This window comes from Bacteroides sp. 51 (assembly GCF_010500965.1).
GTDB lineage: Bacteria > Bacteroidota > Bacteroidia > Bacteroidales > Bacteroidaceae > Bacteroides.
Map to the genome: position 1 here is coordinate 12,147 of NZ_QVMI01000036.1, position 19,923 is coordinate 32,069.

Below are 19,923 nucleotides of genomic sequence, written 5' to 3' on the forward strand. Positions count from 1 at the left end.
TGTGCATATCCATAATTCATAATTCAGAATTCATAATTCTCAATTATTTATTATACTTTTGTAGGCTGATTCGGAATCTGTAAATTTATAATTCTCAGCAAATACTTAACCATTATGATAGAGAACAAAAACGAGGAAGTGACAGAAAAGAAAAGCCTCAACTTCATAGAGCTGGCCGTAGAAAATGACATAAAAGAAGGTAAAAACGGAGGAAGAGTACAAACCCGTTTTCCACCCGAGCCAAACGGCTATCTGCACATCGGACACGCCAAAGCAATTTGTATGGATTTCGGCATGGCAGAAAGACATAATGGCATATGCAATCTGCGTTTTGATGACACAAATCCGGTAAAAGAAGATACCGAATACGTAGATTCTATCATGGAAGACATCCAATGGTTAGGATTTCAATGGAAAAACGTTTATTATGCTTCAGACTACTTCCAATACTTATGGGATTTTGCCGTTGCACTCATCAAAGAAGGGAAAGCATACATCGACGAACAATCGGCCGAGGAGATTGCCAAACAAAAAGGCACCCCAACCGAGCCGGGCATAAACAGCCCATACCGCGATCGCCCCATCGACGAGAATCTGGAACTATTCCATAAGATGAACTCCGGCGAAATAGAAGAAGGCGCCATGGTACTCCGTGCTAAAATTGATATGACGCATTCAAATATGCACTTCCGCGATCCGATCATTTATCGTGTCATCAAGCACCCGCACCACCGTACGGGAGATGCATGGAAGGCGTATCCGATGTACGACTTCGCACATGGACAAAGTGACTATGTAGAAGGAGTAACCCACTCGCTTTGTACATTAGAATTCGAAGTACACCGTCCGCTATACGACTACTTTATTGACGAGCTTATCGCGGTTCCCGAACTCGCCACAGAAAAGAACTACCGCCCCCGCCAGATGGAATTTAACCGTCTGAACCTCACCTACACCGTCATGAGCAAGCGTAAACTTCTGACTCTGGTAAAGGAAAACCTCGTAAACAATTGGGATGACCCCCGTATGCCGACCATCTGTGGATTCCGCCGCCGTGGTTACTCCCCCGAAGCAATCCGTAAGTTTATCGACATGATCGGCTACACCAAATACGAAGCATTGAACGACATTTCATTGCTCGAAGCCGCTGTACGCGAAGACCTCAACAAACGGGCAACCCGTGTTTCGGCAGTTCTCGATCCGGTTAAACTCATCGTCACCAACTACCCTGAAGACATGGTAGAAGAGATGGAAGCAATCAATAATCCGGAAGATGAAACAGCCGGCAAACACACCATCCAATTCAGCCGTGAACTTTGGATGGAACGCGATGACTTCATGGAAGATGCTCCCAAGAAGTTCTTCCGCATGACTCCCGGACAGGAAGTGCGGCTGAAAAACGCATACATCGTTAAGTGTACCGGATGCAAGAAGAACGAAGCCGGCGAAGTGGTCGAAGTATATTGTGAATACGATCCAAAAACCAAGAGCGGAATGCCAGATAGCGGACGCAAGGTGAAGGGCACGCTGCACTGGTTAAGCGCGGCACATTGCCTGCCTGCCGAAGTTCGCTTATACGACCGCCTGTTCAAGGTTGAAAATCCGGGAGCAGAACAAAATGCCGACTTCCGCGATTTATTAAACCCGGATTCATTAAAAGTTATCACAAACTGTTTTGTAGAAAAATATACCGCCCAACTACCGGCATTATCATACTTACAGTTCCAACGTATTGGATACTTTAATATTGATAGAGACTCCACACCCGATAAACTGATATTCAACCGAACCGTAGGTTTAAAGGATACATGGAGTAAAATCAGTAATACTCAAAAATAAAGAATGAATCAAAAAAAGCCATCACAAGACAAAGAATTACTGGCAATGATAAAACGTTTCGAAGAGATGAAGGATGAAGGAAAAATCCTTTATCTCGATGCGGAACAATACGAAGATATCATTGAATACTATATTTTTGATAAAAACTTCCCTAAAGCAACAGAGGTTGTTGAAACAGCACTTCAGATACATCCGGACAATAGCGGGCTGGTTGCTACACGGGTAGCACTATACATAGACGAAGAAAAAATAAAAGAAGCACGCGAAACAATCAACCCGATATTAAACGATAACTCTTTTCATGTACGCCTCATCCACGCCGAACTACTTATTCTAGAAGAAAAAGAAGAAGAGGCCAAAGAAATACTCGACTCCTTTGAGAACGACAATATGGACGAAATAGATTGTCTGGACATCGGCATACTATGCTATGACGTCGGTTTTTATGAGAAAGCTATACATTGGTTCAAGAAATGCCTGGACCTTAACTCCGAAAACGAAGAGGCTATTGCAAACATCTGCGGTTGCTACCAAGGCTTAGGGCAATATCATAAAACAATAGCACTATATAACAAACTCATTGACAAAGACCCCTATTCAGCCGAATACTGGTCAGGATTGGGCAAGTCATATTTCTATATGAACCAGTTCGACAAAGCAATTGAAGCCTGCGACTTTGCTTTGGTCAGTGATGAAAAATCCGGAGAAGCATACACCATCAAAGGACACTCCTACTATCAACTGGAAAATTATCAGGAATCTATTGAAGCATATAAAGAAGCATGGCGCCTGGGAACTTTGGAAACAGAGTTTGCCCCTATGTTTATCGCATTCAGCTACATCGGAATGGAAGAATGGGACAATGCTTATGAATACATCAAAAAGGCAATTGCAAGAACAAACGAATATTCGCCCGTATTCCCCGATCTTCTGATAAATTCTTCCCGTTGCCTGTTCAACATGAACAAAAACGAAGAGGCACATAGCACACTGGAATTCGCACAGGAACGCTTCCCCGATAATGTACTTGTCTACATATACAATGGAAACTATTACCTGAAAGAAGGTAAGCGCGATAAAGCCATCGAGAATTTCGAAAAAGCCATAACCATCAGTTCTACAGCCGATACATGGAACCAGATAGCCGTATGGGCAATGAGTTGTGGAGATTATGAGTTGGCAAAGGATGCATTCGACCATGTAGAAGAGCTTGATCCGGAATATGAAGATCTACCCAATAATATGGCTTTTGTCATCAACAAACTGATTGACGATAAGGAGCTGACACTAAACAGTAAAATGCTCAAAGAACGACTCAGAGGTTTGGTCGAGAGCGGTATGGAACGGCCGGAAAGTTTTGATATAGAAGGTTTCATTCAGCAAGCCAGGTTAGAAGGAAGAAGCGAAAGCGAGATTTCCGAAATGGTCGCAGCATTAGAGCAACTAAATGACCTGCTGGAAAACTTCGACATAGATCAGGAAGAAGACGAAACAGAATAAACAGCCTCACCTTTCCAAAGAAAAAGGAAGATGATTGTGAGTTTAGCATAAAAACCAAAAAAAATAAATAGAGAATGGAATCTGTAGCTTTTATAGAGTTTTGTTTGAACAACCTCAATTACTGGACAATCATGATTTTAATGACAATTGAGAGTTCTTTCATCCCTTTCCCCTCAGAAATAGTTGTTCCCCCTGCGGCTTACAAAGCTGCGGTAAACGATGAAATGAACATCTATCTGGTAGTACTCTTCGCAACCATCGGCGCCAACCTGGGAGCACTGATCAACTATTATCTGGCTAAATGGTTGGGACGTCCTATCGTTTATAAGTTTGCCAACAGCCGCTTCGGGCATATGTGTCTAATTGACGAAGAGAAAGTAAGAAAAGCCGAGGCTTATTTTGACAAGCATGGTTCCATATCCACATTCATTGGCCGGTTAATTCCCGGAATACGCCAACTCATTTCCATTCCTGCCGGGCTTGCCCGCATGAAGCTAGGCCCTTTCCTACTCTATACAACACTAGGAGCCGGAATATGGAATTGCATACTTGCAGCCATAGGCTATTACTTATCTACCGTACCAGGTATTGAAACAGAAGAGCAACTTATTGCCCAAGTTACCGTATATAGCAAAGAGATCGGATATATCATTACCGGACTGGTTGTGTTTGCCGTAGGCTTTCTTGTGTATAAAGGAATGAAGAAAAAGAAAGTAGTTAATTAGGAGTCAGAAGTTAGTAGTTAGTAGCAAGGCTCTGTATATACAATGCATGTATAAAACCTGACGACTAACTACTAGCTTCTAACTACTTATCTAATCGCCGCCAGCGCTTTGTCATAGTCCGGCTCCTGAGTTATCTCGGGCACCAATTCAGTATACACAATCTTACCATCTTTTCCTATAACCACCACAGCCCTGGCCAGCAGTCCGGCAAGTGGTCCATCTGCCATTCTCACGCCATAATTATCATCAAAATCCGATAAACGGAAATCCGACAATGGAATTACATTATCAATGCCCTCTGTTGTACAGAAACGAGCATGTGCAAAAGGAAGATCCTTCGATATAGCCAATACCATTGTATCCTCTAATCCGGTTGCCAACTTATTAAACTTACGTACAGAAGTCGCACATACAGATGTATCAAGACTAGGAAAGATGTTCAATACTACATGCTTTCCATTCAATTCACTTAATGAAAAAGTAGACAAATCGGTCTTTGTCAACTGAAAATCAGGAGCCACTTTCCCTACAGAGATAAACTCACCTATGAGTTTCACAGGGCTACCTTTAAATGCGGTTAATGCCATAATTAGTTTGTTTTATGATTATTTCGTTATTTAATATAAGAAGCTCTTTTATATTAAACAAATTAAAGTTAATTTAGTTCAGATTTAATATAACGGGATACCGTCGAGCGCGATACACCTAACTGTTGCGCCATCGACTCCTGCGACATGCCTTCCTCCAGATGCTTCACAATCATCAATCTATTCTCATGCAGGATTTTCATCTTGGTAATGCTCCCCTTCCTCCTCCCCAAAGGCTTACCTTCCTGCTTCCGCCGGGCCAATGCCTCTTTAGTACGTATAGAGATCAGATTCCTTTCAATTTCGGCAACCAAACCAAAAGCAAATCCCAATACTTTACTATTAATATTATCCTGAAACACATAACCTTCTTTTGTACTATATAATACAACTTTCTTTTGAATGCATAGATTTAAGATGTGCATAATATCCAGAAGCGTTCTGCTCAAACGTGAGATTTCTGTAACAATTAATGAATCACCAGGCTTCATCTTTCTTAAAAGTTTAGCTAGTTTACGTTCTTTCGTACTGACCGTTCCACTGACTGTTTCTTTATACCATTTATCAATTTCGAGATTGTTCTTATGGGCAAATCGTAAAATTTCATCTCTCTGATTTTCCAGGAACTGTTTCTCCGTACTAACTCTTAGATAGGCAATTACCATAATGAATTCGTTTTTTAGTGTTAATAATAGTCTTGCTTTTTCACAGGAAAGGTGTGTTTAACTTCCGAATTTATACATATTGAACAGAATATAGGGTACGTTTTTTTCAGTTTAGCTTTTATAAACAATAAAAAAATACCGGAATTACCTTCATTTTATTACCTTTGCTATATATTATTAATCAAAATATAAAAAAGAAAATTATGATGCATACATGGTTCGAGTGTAAGATACGCTACGAAAAGATGATGGAAAACGGGATGAACAAAAAAGTTACAGAACCTTATTTGGTAGATGCCCTGAGCTTCACGGAAGCCGAAAAAAGAATTATAGAAGAAATTACCCCATATATCACCGGAGAATTTACCGTATCAGATATCAAACGCGCCAATTACAGTGAACTGTTCTTCAGCGATGAAGAATCTTCTGACCGTTGGTTCAGATGCAAACTCATCTTTATTACTTTAGATGAGAAAAGTGGAGCTGAGAAAAGAACAGCAACCAATGTACTTGTACAGGCAGAAGACCTACGCGACGCTGTTAAGAAGCTGGATGAAGGTATGAAAGGCACAATGGCTGATTATCAGATCGGTTCGGTGGCAGAAACACCTATCATGGATGTTTTCCGCTATGGCGAAGTAGATGATAAACCAGAAGTATAAACCATATTAGTTGTTGAAATGAGTATCGCAACCCGTCTACACGAAGTTCTAAACAGCCTGCCTCAAGGGGTAAGGCTTGTTGCTATTTCTAAGTTTCACCCGAATGAAGCTATTGAAGAAGCATACCGTGAAGGCCAGCGAATCTTTGGAGAAAGCCGCGCCCAGGAGCTAAAGGCTAAACACGAAACTTTGCCAGATGATATTGAATGGCACTTTATCGGAACTTTACAAACGAATAAAATAAAGTATATCATTCCATACGTAGCCATGATACATGGCATTGACTCATACAAACTATTAGTAGAAGTCAATAAACATGCACAAAAAGCAGGACGGGTAGTAGACTGCTTATTACAGATGCATATAGCTCAGGAAGATACTAAATTTGGATTTAGTTTCGATGAATGCCGCAATATATTAAAAGACGAAAACTGGCAAGCATTGGAGAATGTACGTATACGTGGACTTATGGGTATGGCAAGCAATACGGATAATGAGGAACAAATCAAGAAAGAATTTTGTTCTTTATATGAGTTCTTCGTGGAACTAAAGAATACACACTTTGCTTCGCAACCCACATTCAATGAACTATCTATGGGCATGTCGGATGATTACCCGCTGGCCATAGCCACAGGTAGTACATTAATAAGAGTAGGAAGCCGTATCTTCGGGCAGCGAGCCGGCAGCGAGGTGCTGCACCCAGGTTTAGCTTAAGCTGGTCGTTAGTTCCATGCGGGAAGTAAAATAGTAAATGGTAAAATTGTAAATTGTAAATAGAATCATTATGTCCGATCTAAAAACAACCTTTGCGGGATTGAAACTTAAAAATCCCATTATCATTAGCAGTTCCGGTCTTACAAATAGCGCAATCAAGAACAAACAACTTGAGGAAGCCGGAGCAGGTGCTATTGTACTAAAATCGCTTTTTGAAGAGCAGATCGCCCTCGAAGCTGCACAAATGCAGAATTCGGTCTACTATCCGGAAGGTGGAGATTATCTGGTTGAAGCACTTCGTGATCATAAGTTATCTGAATATCTTCGACTGATAAAGGAAAGCAAAGAATCTTGCCGGATACCTATCATTGCAAGCATTAATTGTTTCTCGGATAGTGAGTGGACAAACTTTGCCACCGAAATAGAAAAAGCCGGTGCTGATGCACTTGAAATCAACATCTTATCCTTGCAAACAGAAGAACTTTACGAGTGGGGAACTTTTGAGCAACGCCACATCAATATCCTGAAGCATGTAAAACAGCATATCAATATCCCTGTTATTATGAAACTGGGAAACAACCTGACTAATCCGGTAGCTTTAATCAATCAATTATATGCTAATGGTGCGGCGGCCGTTGTATTATTCAACCGCTTCTATCAGCCGGATATCGACATTGATAAGGTGAAACAAAGTGTAGGACAGGTGTTCAGTAGCAATACAGACCTTGCCAATACACTTCGCTGGGTAGGCATTGCTTCATCGGTTGTAAACCAGATTGATTATGCAGCATCGGGTGGTGTACACAAGCCACAAGATGTAATCAAGTCTATCTTAGCCGGAGCGTCCGCAGTGGAAATATGTAGCGCAATCTACAGAGGAGGAAATGAAAGCATCAAACCAATGCTGAACTTCATTAGTAAATGGATGAACGATAAAGGATATGAATATATCCACCAGTTTAAAGGTCTACTTAATACAAAAGAGCCACGAGGTATCAACACTTTCGAACGTACCCAATTCTTAAAGTATTACGGAAACCACGAGGGGTGGTAAATAAGTTGTTGTTATTGTATAGTTACCATGTGGTTGGGATGCCCCAGGCATCCCAATGGTTTGCCTAGGGCATCTCAGTGGGATGGCACCGACCTTTTTTAGGGCTAAAAGAGAGGAAGAAATCAACCCAGGTATGACCAGAAAACTATACCTGGACCTTTGATAAAAAACATCGGATGATTTATAGTAAAGGTCCGGATGATTTACGTTAAATCATCCGGACCTTTTTTTACTATGAGTAACGGAATGAGCGCACAATACCGTAACAACCCAAATGCTTACTTTACTTTTGAGGAAGTTCTTCCATGTGGAGATCTACTTCTACCTTTTCATCAATATTTAACGGCGGCACCTCACCTCCTTTAGCATCCAATTCTTCAAAACAGGAATTTTTGCTGATAAATTCAGGAACAATATCTTTCATTGCTTTTACGATACTCATTTGGTTGTAAGTGTAGCTTACCTTGACCAGATCTTCTATACGTTCCTTTACCTCATCATAATCATATTCACGCACGTTGGCGATCATAATCTTTTCATGATATGTTGGTTTAGTCAACTCTTTTGCATTCAATAGCTCTTCATATAGTTTCTCTCCATGACGCAGGCCGGTAAATTCGATTTTTATATTCGTACGTCCCGAAAGACTGATCATACGTTTGGCCAGATCAACAATCTTCACAGGATCTCCCATATCAAAGATATAAATCTCTCCCCCATTGCCCATACTTCCGGCTTCAAGTACCAACCGGCAGGCTTCAGGTATAGTCATAAAGTAACGTATAATTTCTGGATGAGTCACCGTTACCGGTCCACCACGTTGTATCTGATCTCTGAAACGAGGAATAACCGAACCATTCGAACCTAATACATTACCAAAACGTGTAGTAATGAATTTCACGGTCGATCCTCCTGTCTCTTGCAGCTTCTTCGCTAACGATTGTACATAGATCTCGGCTAAACGTTTAGAGCATCCCATTACATTGGTGGGGTTCACAGCCTTATCCGTAGAGATCATTACAAATTTTTCGGCATTGTATTTCACTGCTAAATCTGCCAGAATACGCGTACCGGCTACATTAACCTGAATAGATTCCGAGACGTTATCTTCCATCATCGGTACATGCTTGTATGCAGCTGCATGGAATATATACTGAGGTCTGAACTCCTTAAATATAATCGCCATACGGGTTGGATTAGAGATATCGGCCACAATTGTTTCCGCATCAATAGCCCTCCAACGATCCTGAAGTTCCAAACGTATATCATGAAGCGGAGTCTCGGCTTGATCTACTAATATCAATTTATATGGATTAAAGGAGGCAACTTGCCGCATAATCTCACTGCCAATAGAACCGGCAGCACCCGTAATCAACACACGTTTTCCTTCCAAATGGGAAGCGATCTTATGAATATCAACCTGAATGGTTTCACGTTCCAGCAGATCCTCAATCTGTATCTCTTTTAGTTGTACAGGTTTTAGCGTATTCCCTCCCCACTCACTTAATGGTGGAGCAGTCAACAAGCGGATATTATGTGCCAACAATTTATCTGTCATATCACTCCGCTTCAAGGCATCCATCTTCAAAGGAGAAACGATCAGGGTATGTACATCGCGCTCATCCATCTTATCAAAAATGGTTTCATCGTTAGGGAAAACATGCACCCCCATCATTACCTTATTAATAAGTTCCGGCTCATCGGCAATAAACCCACGCAAGCGGTAATGATTCCTCAGATTAACACGGAGGGATTTAGCAATATTCACTCCGGCTTCTTTAGCTCCATAGATAAATACATTAGCGCTATGACGACCATCGAAGTTGATTACCTCATAGAACATCTTTACGACTACACGCGAACAAGACATGATTGCAATATTAATCACATATGCCATAAGAAGCACACTAACACTTCCTATACGCAAATGAAATGTTATATCCAGCAACACACTTGCTACGGTCAATATTCCATATGATACGGAAAGTGACACGAAAATCCGCATGATATCTACGAATGAGGAAAAGCGAAGCACATTGGAATATGTCCGGAAGACTCTAAAAAAGATTAAATTGACAAATATAGCCCACAAGATTGTCCTCGCTAATGATGAAGTTTCATCAAAAATACTTTGGAAATCATAACGAAGACCGTAAGCCAAAAAACAAGAAATGACAATAATAAATACATCTATTAACAATATTGTCCATATCGGCAATACCTTAGCAGAAAGGTACCGATGAAAAAAGTTTCGTCTCATGTATATACAACTTTGTATTTAGGCGATGCAAAGATACATATTTCTGTCAATTCAAAAGACTTTTCCAAATGATTATTAACCACAGACAACCAGATAACCCAGATAACCTTTTAATCAATAGTAATAAAACGATTGCCTTGTCCGGTTTTCCGTAGGTGGGCAGCGAGGTGCTGCCCCCAGGTTTCCATACGGTATAACAATCTCGCGACACCTTGCCGCCTGCCTACATCAGGTTGCTGGCGAGTTCGCTGAGTTCACTTCGTTCGCCTTTGATGAGGTTGATATGAGCGAACAGGTTTTGCTCCTTCATCCGGTCGATCATATAAACTAAACCATTCGATTGACTATCCAGATAAGGTTGGTCTATTTGCTGAATATCTCCGGTAAATATCATCTTAGTACCTTCTCCTGCACGGGTGATGATTGTCTTTATTTCATGTGGGGTCAGGTTTTGTGCTTCATCAATAATACAATAAGTTTCGCTCAGACTTCGTCCACGAATAAAGGCCAAAGCCTCAATAACCAACTGTTCACTTTTCTGCATATCTTCCAAACGCTTGTACTCCTGCGAGTTTGTCTGGAATTGCCGCTTTATTACATTCAGATTATCAAACAATGGTTGCATATACGGCGCCACCTTCTCCTGAGCATCACCTGGTAAGAAACCGATATCCTTATTCGACAAAGCCACTATCGGACGTGCCAATAGGATCTGTTTATAGCTATTGATATTTGCCAATGCAGCCGCTAGCGCCAGTAATGTTTTACCCGTCCCTGCCTTACCGGTCAATGCAATTAGTTTTATATTTGGATCATTCAACACCTCAAAAGCAAAACTCTGCTCCGCATTGCGAGGTTCAATTCCATAATTCCGGGTTTTATTTACCTTATGTATAGCATGAGTAAACGGATTATACCGTGCCAATACACTACTGCGGTCACTCTTCAATATAAAGCATTCATTCGGACGTATAGCAGCTTTAAACTCAAATTCATTGATATCCAGACCCTCCTTTGACGAATAAATCCGGTCAATCAACTCGGGTGCCACACCTTCAAATACTTCATTCGATTTCTCGAAGATATCAATATTCACGACTTTATCATTGATATAATCCTCGCAGAGGATACCTATCGAACGCGCTTTCATGCGCAGATTCACATCCTTTGATACCAGGATCGTTTTCATCTTCGGATACTTATTCTTTAAAGCATCTGCCGCTGCCAGAATCAGGTGATCCGGTTTAGGCTCCGGAAAAGATTGACTCACTGCATCAGAGTGTATCCTACCAGCCATAATAAACAACCTGCCCAAGCCCTCGCCCAGTTTAGCTCCTTTGCTAAACAGATCGTCATCTGTGATCAGGTCCAACTCCCGCAGAAATTCACGAGCGTTGAAGTTAATCTGTTCATTTCCCTTTTTAAATTTATCCAACTCCTCCAGTACTACGATTGGCAGATAAATATCATTTTCTTCGAAATTCTTCAAACAATCATAATCATGAAGGATAACATTGGTATCGAGTACAAAATTCTTCTTCGCTCCCATGGTTTCTTAGATTTAAAATGTTGATATTTGCAATTCCTTTTCAGAAGTCAGAAGTCAGTAGTAAGTATCCAGGTCAGCTAAATGATGTTGTATAAGTTGAACCACGAAAACACAATCCCTGACTACTAACTTCTAACTACTGACTAATATAACAAATAAAGGGTGATCTAAAATTTATTTTTTAGTTAAATTTTACAAAGATGGATTATCTACAAACACTGGATTATTTATATAACAGCATGCCTATGTTCCAACAGATTGGTAGTAAGGCATATAAAGAAGGATTGGAAAATACTTACGCTTTGGACGAACACTTCAATCATCCACACCGGAATTATAAAACCATCCATATAGCAGGCACCAACGGAAAAGGAACCTGTTCGCATACACTAGCCGCCATTCTTCAAAGTGCGGGATATAAAGTAGGGCTGTACACCTCACCCCACCTAGTAGATTTCCGCGAACGTATCCGGGTCAATGGTGAACCAATACCTAAGGAATACGTGGTGCAGTTCGTAAAAGATCATCGTGTATTTTTCGAACCCTTATACCCCTCTTTTTTCGAACTAACCACCGCAATGGCTTTTCTTTATTTTTCCGAAGCTAAAGTAGACATCGCAGTGATTGAAACCGGATTGGGGGGACGGTTAGATTGTACTAACATTATCCAACCCGATTTGTCCCTGATTACCAATATTAGTCTGGACCATACCCAGCTATTGGGAGATACATTAAGTAAAATCGCCTTTGAGAAAGCCGGAATTATTAAAACAGGAGTTCCCGTTGTCATCGGTGAAGCAACTCCCGAAACCATTCCTGTTTTTATAAAACAAGCAAAAGAAAAAGAGGCTCCTATCTATTTTGCACAAGAAGAACGCTTTTTACAAAGTGCAACGGTAGACGATCAATACGATTGGATCTACCAATCAGAAGCTTATCCTAATTTACGCGGAGAATTACATGGTTTGTATCAACTCCCCAATACCAATACTCTACTATCAGTTATATACCATCTCATTCAGATTGGATATCCGATCAAAGAAAAAGATGTACGTAAGGGATTTGGCGAGGTAAGCGAGCTAACCAGACTTATGGGACGCTGGCAAAAGCTACAGAACCACCCCACCCTCATCTGTGACACCGGACATAATGTAGCGGGAATCTCATTCATCGTCGAACAGCTTAAACACCTGGATTATAAACGCTTGCACATGATTATTGGTATGGTAGATGATAAAGACATCCATGGAGTATTAACTCTTTTACCAACCAACGCAACTTATTATTTCACTAAAGCCACCGTTAAGCGTGCCTTGCCTGAGAATGAACTAAAGAAACAAGCCAATACCATTGGGCTACAGGGAGAGGCCTATCCTGATGTTGTATCTGCTGTAAAAGCAGCCCAAAAAGAAAGCCTCCCGGAAGACCTGATCTTCGTAGGAGGCAGTAGTTTCATTGTAGCCGACCTGTTATCGAACCGCGATACACTCAATCTCTACTGATGCACCCTTAGGAAGTTCTTTCACTGCAAATGCCGAACGGGCCGGATAACTTCCGTCGAAATAAGTCGTGTATACTTTATTCATTTCGGCAAATGCAGACATATCATTAAGGAATACGGTGGTTTTGACAATATGCTCCATTGTCAATCCTGCGGCATCCAGAATATACTTTATATTCTCAAGAGATTGACGTGTCTGATCTTCGATACTTACTGCCATATTTCCTGTAGCTGCATCTATCGGCAACTGCCCCGACACAAATACCATTCCGTTTGCCTCAATAGCCTGGCTATATGGGCCTATTGCTCCGGGAGCCTTTTCACAAACTATTACTTTCTTCATAATCCATTTTATTTAAGTTATTATTTCCTCTCTTCTGAAATAGATGAACGAAGATAAGAAAAAAATAGATTTCTTCATGCAATATATTTGTCCACCTTGCATTTATATTATAGATAGTATTTATAACCAAACTAACTTTAACCCTTACTAACCTAAACTTTAATTGAGAAGAGGAAAGAATATACAACTCCCCCGTATATCTTTCCTTTTTTAATTGAAAAGTTTTTCCTCTATAATCCTATTTCCATAAGAGTTAACGGAACAACAACCCTTGATGTTAATAAACATTCATTTAATAAAATCAAAATTTAATAAAGCCTAATATAACATAAGAGCACTGCACACACAGCAGAAACTATTAAAATAATAGAACTTTCACCTTTGAAGTAATAGAAATAATTCATTACCTTTGTTCGGAATAAATATAAAAATAAGAAAAGGAATATGCCTACAACCGAATTCGAGAAACAAAAAGAGGCTCTGATAAATGATATCAGAACGAAAATTTCAGAAGGAAGAGAACTGGATGCATTGATCAATCAATTTAATAAGATAATGGCAAAAAAGGCTGCCAAAGCCAGAAAAGCTCAAAAAGCAAGCTCTGTTATGGTGCATTCTTTTTATTCCAGAACGAGAGTACCCAGCATAACCTCTCTGCAATCTACAAACAATGTAACAAACGAAGAAGCACTACAAGAACTTCATAAAATGATTGAGACATGGAAATAACAAAAATCTATTGGAGAGAAGATGCTCTGAACAATCTGAAGGATATTATCGCATTATACCATCGCCAGGGAAAAAAAGTTGCAGACAGAATTATAGATGAAATTACCAGAGACGTAGAGTCTTTAAGGAAACGCCCTTACCTTGGATATATTGAGGCTTCTATGATGGGCCAACCACAAAAAATATTCTCACATTACATCACCAGCAGACAACTCAAAATATTGTATTATACCGAGAATGACACAATGTATATCATTGATTTCTGGGACAACTAAAATAGTTCTGAGTTAAAATAAAAGTTCCTCCCCCTATACATCTTCTTGGAGAGTATAAGGGGAGGAACTTTTTATGGCATCCCGCTCTATTTGCAGTGCTTCTCTATAAGCGCATCCACATTCGGATCACCTAATTCCTTTGCTTTAGCAAAACTGGCGCAAGCATTACTTTTCTGTTTCAGTTGTATCTGCGCAATCCCCATCAGCCGATATGCTTCCGAATATTCCGCATCTAAGCCAATAGCTTCCTTCAACGCATTTACAGCATCTTCATAGCGGCCTACGCGAATATTTACCACAGCCAGTTCAGCACGGTAAGTTACATCACCCGGATTTAATTCGATCGCTTTATTTATATCATCCAAAGCACGTTGGAATTGTTTTGCCTGGAAAGAAGCTTGTTCGCGGTAATAATAAAACATATCATTTACATTTCCTTTCACAGCATCATAATAAGCATCGTAATCCAACATGGCCTGGCGGTATTGTTTTGCGTCCATATATACACGGGCACGTTCCAGCAAAAAAGGAGCATTATCCGATGTCATTGGAGTGGTACAATATGCAATACAACTATCCATTAAAGCGATCACCTCATTCAGGTCAGCCTGGGCCATTTCTTTGGCTTTAGCCGCACTAAAGAAAGTAGCCGGTGAAACCAGATTGGTCTTTGTTACCTTCTCATAGCTTGCAAATGCCCCTGCATAGTCTTGCTTGGCATAAAGAATATCACCTTCGAGTTGTGTATATATAGGAAGCGGGTCTATACCGATTGCTGTACGAACCTCGCTCAATGCTTTATCGTATGTCCAATCCTTGTACACTTTTTCAGGAGCAGTAAGCTGATAAGAATAAATCATCTTTGCCAGATTGTAGTGTACGTCATCCTTCTTTTGAGTCACACCCAACGCACGTTCCATATCTGCAACCGCCTGATCCATTGAAGCATCATCTGTAGAGTGGAACATCGTATTGTTAGCACGACGCATATATCCATCTGCACTATTCGGATAGAGGGTAATAAATTCGTCAAGTAACGCCTTATAATCATCGGCAGATAAAGAGCCGGAAGACATATAAAGATAAACCAATGCCTGCTCTTCTGTTTCGGGCAACCCTTTCTTTATACCTATACTTTTCAGGTTCAAATCACTAACAGATAAAGGTGAGATCGTTAATGCCTGACCAAACGAAACCCCTACCGCATAGCAAACCTGATCTGCATCCTTTCCGGAAGATTTCTGCACCATCCCAATCACCTGTCCACCCGCATTCATTACCGGGCAGCTTACCATTTTATCATCCAGCTTCATAGCCAGACTGTAATAGTATTGGTTATCACCGATAGAAGATGCCTCCTTTACTTTACCAATAGTGAATGTCGCAGCTTTCTGTGTAGAATAAGGCATCAGATATACCGTTGCATCCGTTTCAGCAGGAGCTGTAGCAACAGGTAGTGCTGTTACTTTCTTACCTGCCGTAGCTACTCTGAATTTCACGATATCATACATGGAGTTGGCTCCCTGGATAGTGGCTACCTGTAATTGTTTTCCATCAGAATCGACAACCACAGCACGTTGTGCCCCCTTAAACAGACTATAGTCCGACAGTGCCATACCATCTTCGGATATAAAGAATCCATTTCCGGTACTCAATATCTTATCATCATTATCGTAGGTTATCACAGAGAATACGGCACGACGTGATTTATCCAGCCACTTAGGAGCTTGTGCCAAACTCCATTGAGCAATCAGACTAAACAGGATAAGTAAAAAACAGTTTTTCTTCATTGTATTAATCGATTCGTTGTTTTAAAGCTTCATACATCAGAACACCGGCAGCCACAGATACATTCAGCGACTCGATTGTTCCCATAATAGGGATCTTTACCCATTCGTCACACAAAGCCAGGTTCTCGTACGAAACCCCGGTATCTTCCGCTCCCATGATCACGCAAAGCGGTCCGGTATAATCGGCTTTGGTATATTCATAATCACCCTTTTCCGTAGCGGCTATAATTCTGAATCCGCTGTTTTTAAGGTATTGTAATGTGTCTTTCAGATTCTTCTCGCGACACACCGGCAAGGTGTGCAACGCTCCGGCAGATGTTTTCATCGCATCAGCGTTTACCGAAACACTTCCTTTTGCCGGGATAATAATAGCGTCTACCCCTGCGCAATCGCAGGTGCGAGCTATGGCTCCGAAGTTACGCACATCGGTTATTCCGTCGAGCATAATAAAAAAAGGATTTTTGCCTTGCTCGAAAAAGAAAGGTACTTGTTCTTCTACCTTCTGATAAGTTACAGAAGAAATAAAAGCAATAACTCCTTGATGGTTCTTGCGGGTAAACTTATTGATACGCTCCACCGGAACCCGTTGCACGGGGATAAGTGTGCCTTTCAATACAGCAAAGAGTTCCTTGGACAGGTCGCTTTGAATATCTTTCTTCACCAAGATCTTATCTATCTCTTTACCTGCCTGAATAGCTTCTATCACGGCGCGAACGCCAAATATCATCTCGCTTTTATCTGTCATTATTTATAATTAGTAGTTAGAAGTTAGTAGTTAGTAGTTAGGTTTTATACATGGCCCGGCTACTAGCTTCTAGCTCCTGATTTCAACAATTCTTTTGCATTATTCAATGCCGCTTCCGTCAATTTGGCACCGCTTAACATCTGTGCTATTTCGGCTACCCTCTCCTCTTCAGTCAGGCGACGGATATGGCTGTTCGTTTCTTTATCGTTATCTCGTTTATACACCAGATAGTGTGCCCGCCCGCGGGCAGCAATCTGCGGCAGATGGGTTATGCTGATTACCTGCCGTTTCTGTTCGCCCATTTTGTGCATGATATCTGCCATCCGGTCGGCTATCTCGCCCGACACTCCGGTGTCAATCTCATCAAAAACAATGGTTGGCAGTTTCACTACTCCGGCAATCATTGCCTTGATAGACAACATTACACGTGCAATTTCTCCACCCGATGCCACAGACGAGATTTGTTGCAAGGTACCGTTCTTATTTGCAGAGAACAGGAATGCCACCGTGTCTTCACCCGAAAGGCCCGGTTCTTTGCGTACTCCCATATCCACCTGAAAGCGGATATTGGGCATACCCAGTGGTATTAAATGTTCTACCATCTGCTTTTCAACTTCGCGCGCCGATTTCTTACGTTTTGCGGTCAACGCTGCCGCCAGTTTCTTCACTGTACGGAACTGCACTTCCGTTTCGGCGGTAAGCTGGCCGATTTGTTCATCGTAAGAGGTGATGACAGACAGTTTGGTTCGGTATTCCCCAGTCAGTTGAATCAGTTCTTCAACTGATTGCACGCGGTGTTTCTGTTGAAGGGAATACAGTTGGTTCAACCGCTCGTTCACCTCATCCAGACGATCAGGGTTAAACTCAACATCGTCTACCCTGCCACTGATTTCCTGGGTAATATCTTTTAGTTCTATATAGGTACTTTCTACCCGTTCTGCCAGTTCTTCGGCCGATTGGTACACCTTTTGCACACTGATCAGTGTATTCAGTGCTTCTTTCAAAGAGGGTAATAATCCCATCTCGTCCGAGATAAAGAGTTGCTCTACTTTATACAGTCCGGCTTTTATCTCTTCGGCATGGGTCAGGGTTTCTGCTTCTTGTTCCAGTTCAAGTTGTTCACCCTCGCTTAGTTTTGCCTCTTCGAGTTGTTCCAACTGAAAACGAAGGTAGTCTTCGTCTGTTTTGCTCTGTTCTGCCTGAGCAATCAGTTCCTTCAATGCTTTTTCCGAATGTTTCCATTTCGTATAGGCTTCGCGGTATGTAGCGAGTTCTTTATCGTTAGAGGCCAACACATCCAATACATTCAATTGGAAATCTTCTTTATTTAGTAGCAGGTTTTGGTGCTGCGAGTGTACGTCAATCAGTTGTTCGCCCAGTTCTTTCATTTGTGCAAGCGAAACGGGAGTATCGTTGATAAACGCACGGCTTTTGCCCGAAGCATGTACCTCACGACGCAGAATCGATTCCTCTTCATACTCCAACTCGTTTTCCTCAAAAAACGGGCGCATGTTATAGGCAGAGATATCGAACCGGGCCTCAATCACACACTTCGATGCTCCCTGGCGGATCGACTTTGTATCTGCCCGCTGACCTAACAAAAGTCCGATAGCACCCAATATGATTGATTTACCGGCACCGGTTTCTCCGGTAATCACAGAAAAGCCCGTATCAAAAGTGATATCCAACTTTTCAATCAATGCATAGTTTTGTATGTATAGTGAACGTAACATAATTACATTTACAATTAGACGATTTACAATTTACAATTTGCCATGCGGTCAGTTTTCACTCAACTCTCCGACTAACCTGTCGATGATGTCTTTTGCAACTTCGGATTTGGGTTTCAGGTTGTAATCCATATGCCCGTTAGCATCTATAATGCTGATCCGGTTGGTATCGAAACGGAAGCCTGCTCCCATATCGTTCAGTGAGTTCAGTACGATGAAATCAAAATTCTTACGTTTCAGTTTGCTCTGTGCATTTTGATTTTCATTGTCTGTTTCCAGCGCGAAGCCTACCAAGAGCTGTCCCGGTTTCTTCATTTTCCCAAGTGTGGCGGCGATGTCATGTGTTGGTTTCAGATTCAGCGTCAGGTTATCATCTCCACGTTTCATCTTCTTCTCGGCCACCGTATCAGGGGTAAAGTCGGCTACTGCTGCACAAAGAATGCCGGCATCCATTTCCGGATAAATCCGCATAGACTCTTCATACATTTCAATGGCCGATTCCACATCAATGCGTTTGATGTTCGAATGATGTATGGCTTGTTGTACCGGTCCGGCGATTAGTGTTACATCTGCTCCCCGCTTTGCACATTCCTCGGCCAGGGCAAAGCCCATTTTTCCCGAAGAGTAGTTGCCGATAAAGCGTACGGGGTCGATGCGTTCGTAGGTTGGCCCGGCAGTGATCAGGATTTTCTTACCCGACAGTTCGGAGCGCGATGCAAAGAACTCTTCGAGTATCTCTACTATCTTATCCGGCTCCTCCATTCTGCCTTTGCCCACCAGGTGGCTTGCCAACTCGCCCACAGCTGGTTCTATAATATGATTTCCCCACGAACGCAGGGTATTCAGGTTGCGCTTTGTCGATGGATGAGCAAACATATCCAGGTCCATAGCCGGAGCCACAAACACGGGTGCTTTAGCCGACAGGTATGTTGTGATCAACATATTATCTGCTATTCCATTTGCCATTTTCCCTATCGTAGCTGCCGTAGCGGGGGCGATGACCATAGCATCCGCCCACAGTCCCAGGTCGACATGGCTGTTCCATGTTCCATCGCGCTGGGCAAAGAATTCACTGATTACCGGTTTACTGGTTAATGCCGAAAGGGTGATCGGGGTAATAAACTCCTTTCCTGCCGGAGTGATTACGACCTGCACCTCGGCACCTTTCTTTATCAGTCCACGAATGATGTAGCAGGCTTTATAAGCGGCGATACTGCCTGTAATTCCGAGTATTATCTTTTTCCCCTGTAGCATA

Annotated in this window: 17 protein-coding genes and 1 pseudogene; 9 read left to right on the forward strand and 9 right to left on the reverse strand. The window is 41.7% G+C overall.

Going from position 1 to position 19,923, the window contains the following annotated elements; translation table 11 throughout:
* The first annotated feature begins 114 nt into the window (after window positions 1–114).
* The 3 genes from D0T87_RS20135 (at window position 115) to D0T87_RS20145 (ending at window position 4,064) form a co-directional block, all read left to right on the forward strand.
* Entirely contained in the window at window positions 115–1,839 is a 1,725-nt protein-coding gene (locus tag D0T87_RS20135) for a glutamine--tRNA ligase/YqeY domain fusion protein (protein WP_163177458.1), read from the forward strand.
* Window positions 1,840–1,842: 3 nt separating this feature from the next.
* Window positions 1,843–3,339: a lipopolysaccharide assembly protein LapB gene (locus D0T87_RS20140; protein ID WP_163177460.1), complete on the forward strand. Its 1,497-nt coding sequence runs from the start codon at window positions 1,843–1,845 to the stop codon at window positions 3,337–3,339.
* A gap of 74 nt (window positions 3,340–3,413) precedes the next feature.
* The gene (locus D0T87_RS20145) at window positions 3,414–4,064 is read left to right on the forward strand and encodes a DedA family protein (RefSeq protein ID WP_163177461.1); all 651 of its coding nucleotides are present in this window, start codon (window positions 3,414–3,416) and stop codon (window positions 4,062–4,064) included.
* An 86-nt stretch (window positions 4,065–4,150) separates the two neighbouring features.
* Here the strand turns inward: D0T87_RS20145 and tpx are convergent, their stop codons facing one another.
* Together tpx and D0T87_RS20155 are read right to left on the reverse strand one after the other, a co-directional pair.
* Window positions 4,151–4,651: a thiol peroxidase gene (tpx, locus tag D0T87_RS20150; RefSeq protein ID WP_163177463.1), complete on the reverse strand. Its 501-nt coding sequence runs from the start codon at window positions 4,649–4,651 to the stop codon at window positions 4,151–4,153.
* 68 nt (window positions 4,652–4,719) lie between these two features.
* The gene (locus tag D0T87_RS20155; protein WP_163177465.1) at window positions 4,720–5,316 is read right to left on the reverse strand and encodes a master DNA invertase Mpi family serine-type recombinase; all 597 of its coding nucleotides are present in this window, start codon (window positions 5,314–5,316) and stop codon (window positions 4,720–4,722) included.
* Between the two features lie 200 nt (window positions 5,317–5,516).
* On the opposite strand from D0T87_RS20155, the gene D0T87_RS20160 reads away from it, so the two are divergent.
* The 3 genes from D0T87_RS20160 (at window position 5,517) to D0T87_RS20170 (ending at window position 7,746) form a co-directional block, all read left to right on the forward strand.
* On the forward strand, window positions 5,517–5,978 hold the full coding sequence (locus D0T87_RS20160) for a DUF4494 domain-containing protein (protein ID WP_370526942.1): 462 nt from the start codon (window positions 5,517–5,519) through the stop codon (window positions 5,976–5,978).
* A gap of 18 nt (window positions 5,979–5,996) precedes the next feature.
* Window positions 5,997–6,692, forward strand: coding sequence for a YggS family pyridoxal phosphate-dependent enzyme (locus tag D0T87_RS20165; RefSeq protein ID WP_163177469.1), 696 nt, complete (start codon window positions 5,997–5,999; stop codon window positions 6,690–6,692).
* A 70-nt stretch (window positions 6,693–6,762) separates the two neighbouring features.
* Window positions 6,763–7,746 carry a dihydroorotate dehydrogenase-like protein gene (locus D0T87_RS20170; RefSeq protein ID WP_163177471.1) on the forward strand — a complete coding sequence of 328 codons (984 nt, stop codon included), beginning with the start codon at window positions 6,763–6,765 and terminating at the stop codon, window positions 7,744–7,746.
* A gap of 361 nt (window positions 7,747–8,107) precedes the next feature.
* Here the strand turns inward: D0T87_RS20170 and D0T87_RS20175 are convergent.
* Window positions 8,108–10,006: pseudogene (locus tag D0T87_RS20175) on the reverse strand (polysaccharide biosynthesis protein); the annotation flags it as partial.
* A gap of 223 nt (window positions 10,007–10,229) precedes the next feature.
* Window positions 10,230–11,555: a PhoH family protein gene (locus tag D0T87_RS20180; protein WP_163177475.1), complete on the reverse strand. Its 1,326-nt coding sequence runs from the start codon at window positions 11,553–11,555 to the stop codon at window positions 10,230–10,232.
* Window positions 11,556–11,755: 200 nt separating this feature from the next.
* Here D0T87_RS20180 and D0T87_RS20185 point away from each other — a divergent pair, with 200 nt between their 5' ends.
* Window positions 11,756–13,057 (forward strand): folylpolyglutamate synthase/dihydrofolate synthase family protein, encoded by a 1,302-nt coding sequence (locus D0T87_RS20185; protein WP_163177477.1) that lies wholly within the window; start codon window positions 11,756–11,758, stop codon window positions 13,055–13,057.
* On the opposite strand, the gene D0T87_RS20190 is transcribed toward D0T87_RS20185, so the two are convergent.
* Window positions 13,025–13,399 carry a RidA family protein gene (locus tag D0T87_RS20190; RefSeq protein WP_163177479.1) on the reverse strand — a complete coding sequence of 125 codons (375 nt, stop codon included), beginning with the start codon at window positions 13,397–13,399 and terminating at the stop codon, window positions 13,025–13,027. The two genes, D0T87_RS20185 and D0T87_RS20190, sit on opposite strands and share 33 nt — an antisense overlap.
* Window positions 13,400–13,843: 444 nt before the next feature.
* Here D0T87_RS20190 and D0T87_RS20195 point away from each other — a divergent pair, with 444 nt between their 5' ends.
* Both D0T87_RS20195 and D0T87_RS20200 read left to right on the forward strand, forming a co-directional pair.
* Window positions 13,844–14,128: a hypothetical protein gene (locus tag D0T87_RS20195; protein WP_163177481.1), complete on the forward strand. Its 285-nt coding sequence runs from the start codon at window positions 13,844–13,846 to the stop codon at window positions 14,126–14,128.
* Entirely contained in the window at window positions 14,119–14,403 is a 285-nt protein-coding gene (locus D0T87_RS20200; RefSeq protein ID WP_163177483.1) for a type II toxin-antitoxin system RelE/ParE family toxin, read from the forward strand. Before D0T87_RS20195 ends, D0T87_RS20200 begins: the two co-directional genes overlap by 10 nt.
* 86 nt (window positions 14,404–14,489) lie before the next feature.
* Here the strand turns inward: D0T87_RS20200 and D0T87_RS20205 are convergent, their stop codons facing one another.
* The 4 genes from D0T87_RS20205 to coaBC form a co-directional block, all read right to left on the reverse strand.
* Window positions 14,490–16,193 (reverse strand): serine protease, encoded by a 1,704-nt coding sequence (locus D0T87_RS20205; protein ID WP_163177485.1) that lies wholly within the window; start codon window positions 16,191–16,193, stop codon window positions 14,490–14,492.
* A gap of 4 nt (window positions 16,194–16,197) precedes the next feature.
* Window positions 16,198–16,938 (reverse strand): 23S rRNA (guanosine(2251)-2'-O)-methyltransferase RlmB, encoded by a 741-nt coding sequence (rlmB, locus tag D0T87_RS20210; RefSeq protein WP_163177487.1) that lies wholly within the window; start codon window positions 16,936–16,938, stop codon window positions 16,198–16,200.
* A 62-nt stretch (window positions 16,939–17,000) separates the two neighbouring features.
* Complete coding sequence (gene recN / locus D0T87_RS20215; protein WP_163177489.1) at window positions 17,001–18,671, reverse strand: DNA repair protein RecN; 1,671 nt, start codon at window positions 18,669–18,671, stop codon at window positions 17,001–17,003.
* Between the two features lie 48 nt (window positions 18,672–18,719).
* Window positions 18,720–19,922 carry a bifunctional phosphopantothenoylcysteine decarboxylase/phosphopantothenate--cysteine ligase CoaBC gene (gene coaBC / locus D0T87_RS20220; protein WP_163177491.1) on the reverse strand — a complete coding sequence of 401 codons (1,203 nt, stop codon included), beginning with the start codon at window positions 19,920–19,922 and terminating at the stop codon, window positions 18,720–18,722.
* Window position 19,923 lies beyond the last annotated feature (1 nt).

Bases quoted from the DNA above. Each gene is read 5' to 3' on its own strand.
- tpx (WP_163177463.1), bottom strand. From the start codon at position 4,651: ATGGCATTAACCGCATTTAAAGGTAGCCCTGTGAAACTCATAGGTGAG.
- D0T87_RS20145 (WP_163177461.1), top strand. From the start codon at position 3,414: ATGGAATCTGTAGCTTTTATAGAGTTTTGTTTGAACAACCTCAATTAC.
- D0T87_RS20205 (WP_163177485.1), bottom strand. From the start codon at position 16,193: ATGAAGAAAAACTGTTTTTTACTTATCCTGTTTAGTCTGATTGCTCAA.
- D0T87_RS20190 (WP_163177479.1), bottom strand. From the start codon at position 13,399: ATGAAGAAAGTAATAGTTTGTGAAAAGGCTCCCGGAGCAATAGGCCCA.
- recN (WP_163177489.1), bottom strand. From the start codon at position 18,671: ATGTTACGTTCACTATACATACAAAACTATGCATTGATTGAAAAGTTG.
- D0T87_RS20180 (WP_163177475.1), bottom strand. From the start codon at position 11,555: ATGGGAGCGAAGAAGAATTTTGTACTCGATACCAATGTTATCCTTCAT.
- D0T87_RS20140 (WP_163177460.1), top strand. From the start codon at position 1,843: ATGAATCAAAAAAAGCCATCACAAGACAAAGAATTACTGGCAATGATA.
- D0T87_RS20135 (WP_163177458.1), top strand. From the start codon at position 115: ATGATAGAGAACAAAAACGAGGAAGTGACAGAAAAGAAAAGCCTCAAC.
- D0T87_RS20170 (WP_163177471.1), top strand. From the start codon at position 6,763: ATGTCCGATCTAAAAACAACCTTTGCGGGATTGAAACTTAAAAATCCC.
- D0T87_RS20165 (WP_163177469.1), top strand. From the start codon at position 5,997: ATGAGTATCGCAACCCGTCTACACGAAGTTCTAAACAGCCTGCCTCAA.
- D0T87_RS20185 (WP_163177477.1), top strand. From the start codon at position 11,756: ATGGATTATCTACAAACACTGGATTATTTATATAACAGCATGCCTATG.
- D0T87_RS20195 (WP_163177481.1), top strand. From the start codon at position 13,844: ATGCCTACAACCGAATTCGAGAAACAAAAAGAGGCTCTGATAAATGAT.
- D0T87_RS20200 (WP_163177483.1), top strand. From the start codon at position 14,119: ATGGAAATAACAAAAATCTATTGGAGAGAAGATGCTCTGAACAATCTG.
- D0T87_RS20155 (WP_163177465.1), bottom strand. From the start codon at position 5,316: ATGGTAATTGCCTATCTAAGAGTTAGTACGGAGAAACAGTTCCTGGAA.
- rlmB (WP_163177487.1), bottom strand. From the start codon at position 16,938: ATGACAGATAAAAGCGAGATGATATTTGGCGTTCGCGCCGTGATAGAA.
- coaBC (WP_163177491.1), bottom strand. From the start codon at position 19,922: ATGCTACAGGGGAAAAAGATAATACTCGGAATTACAGGCAGTATCGCC.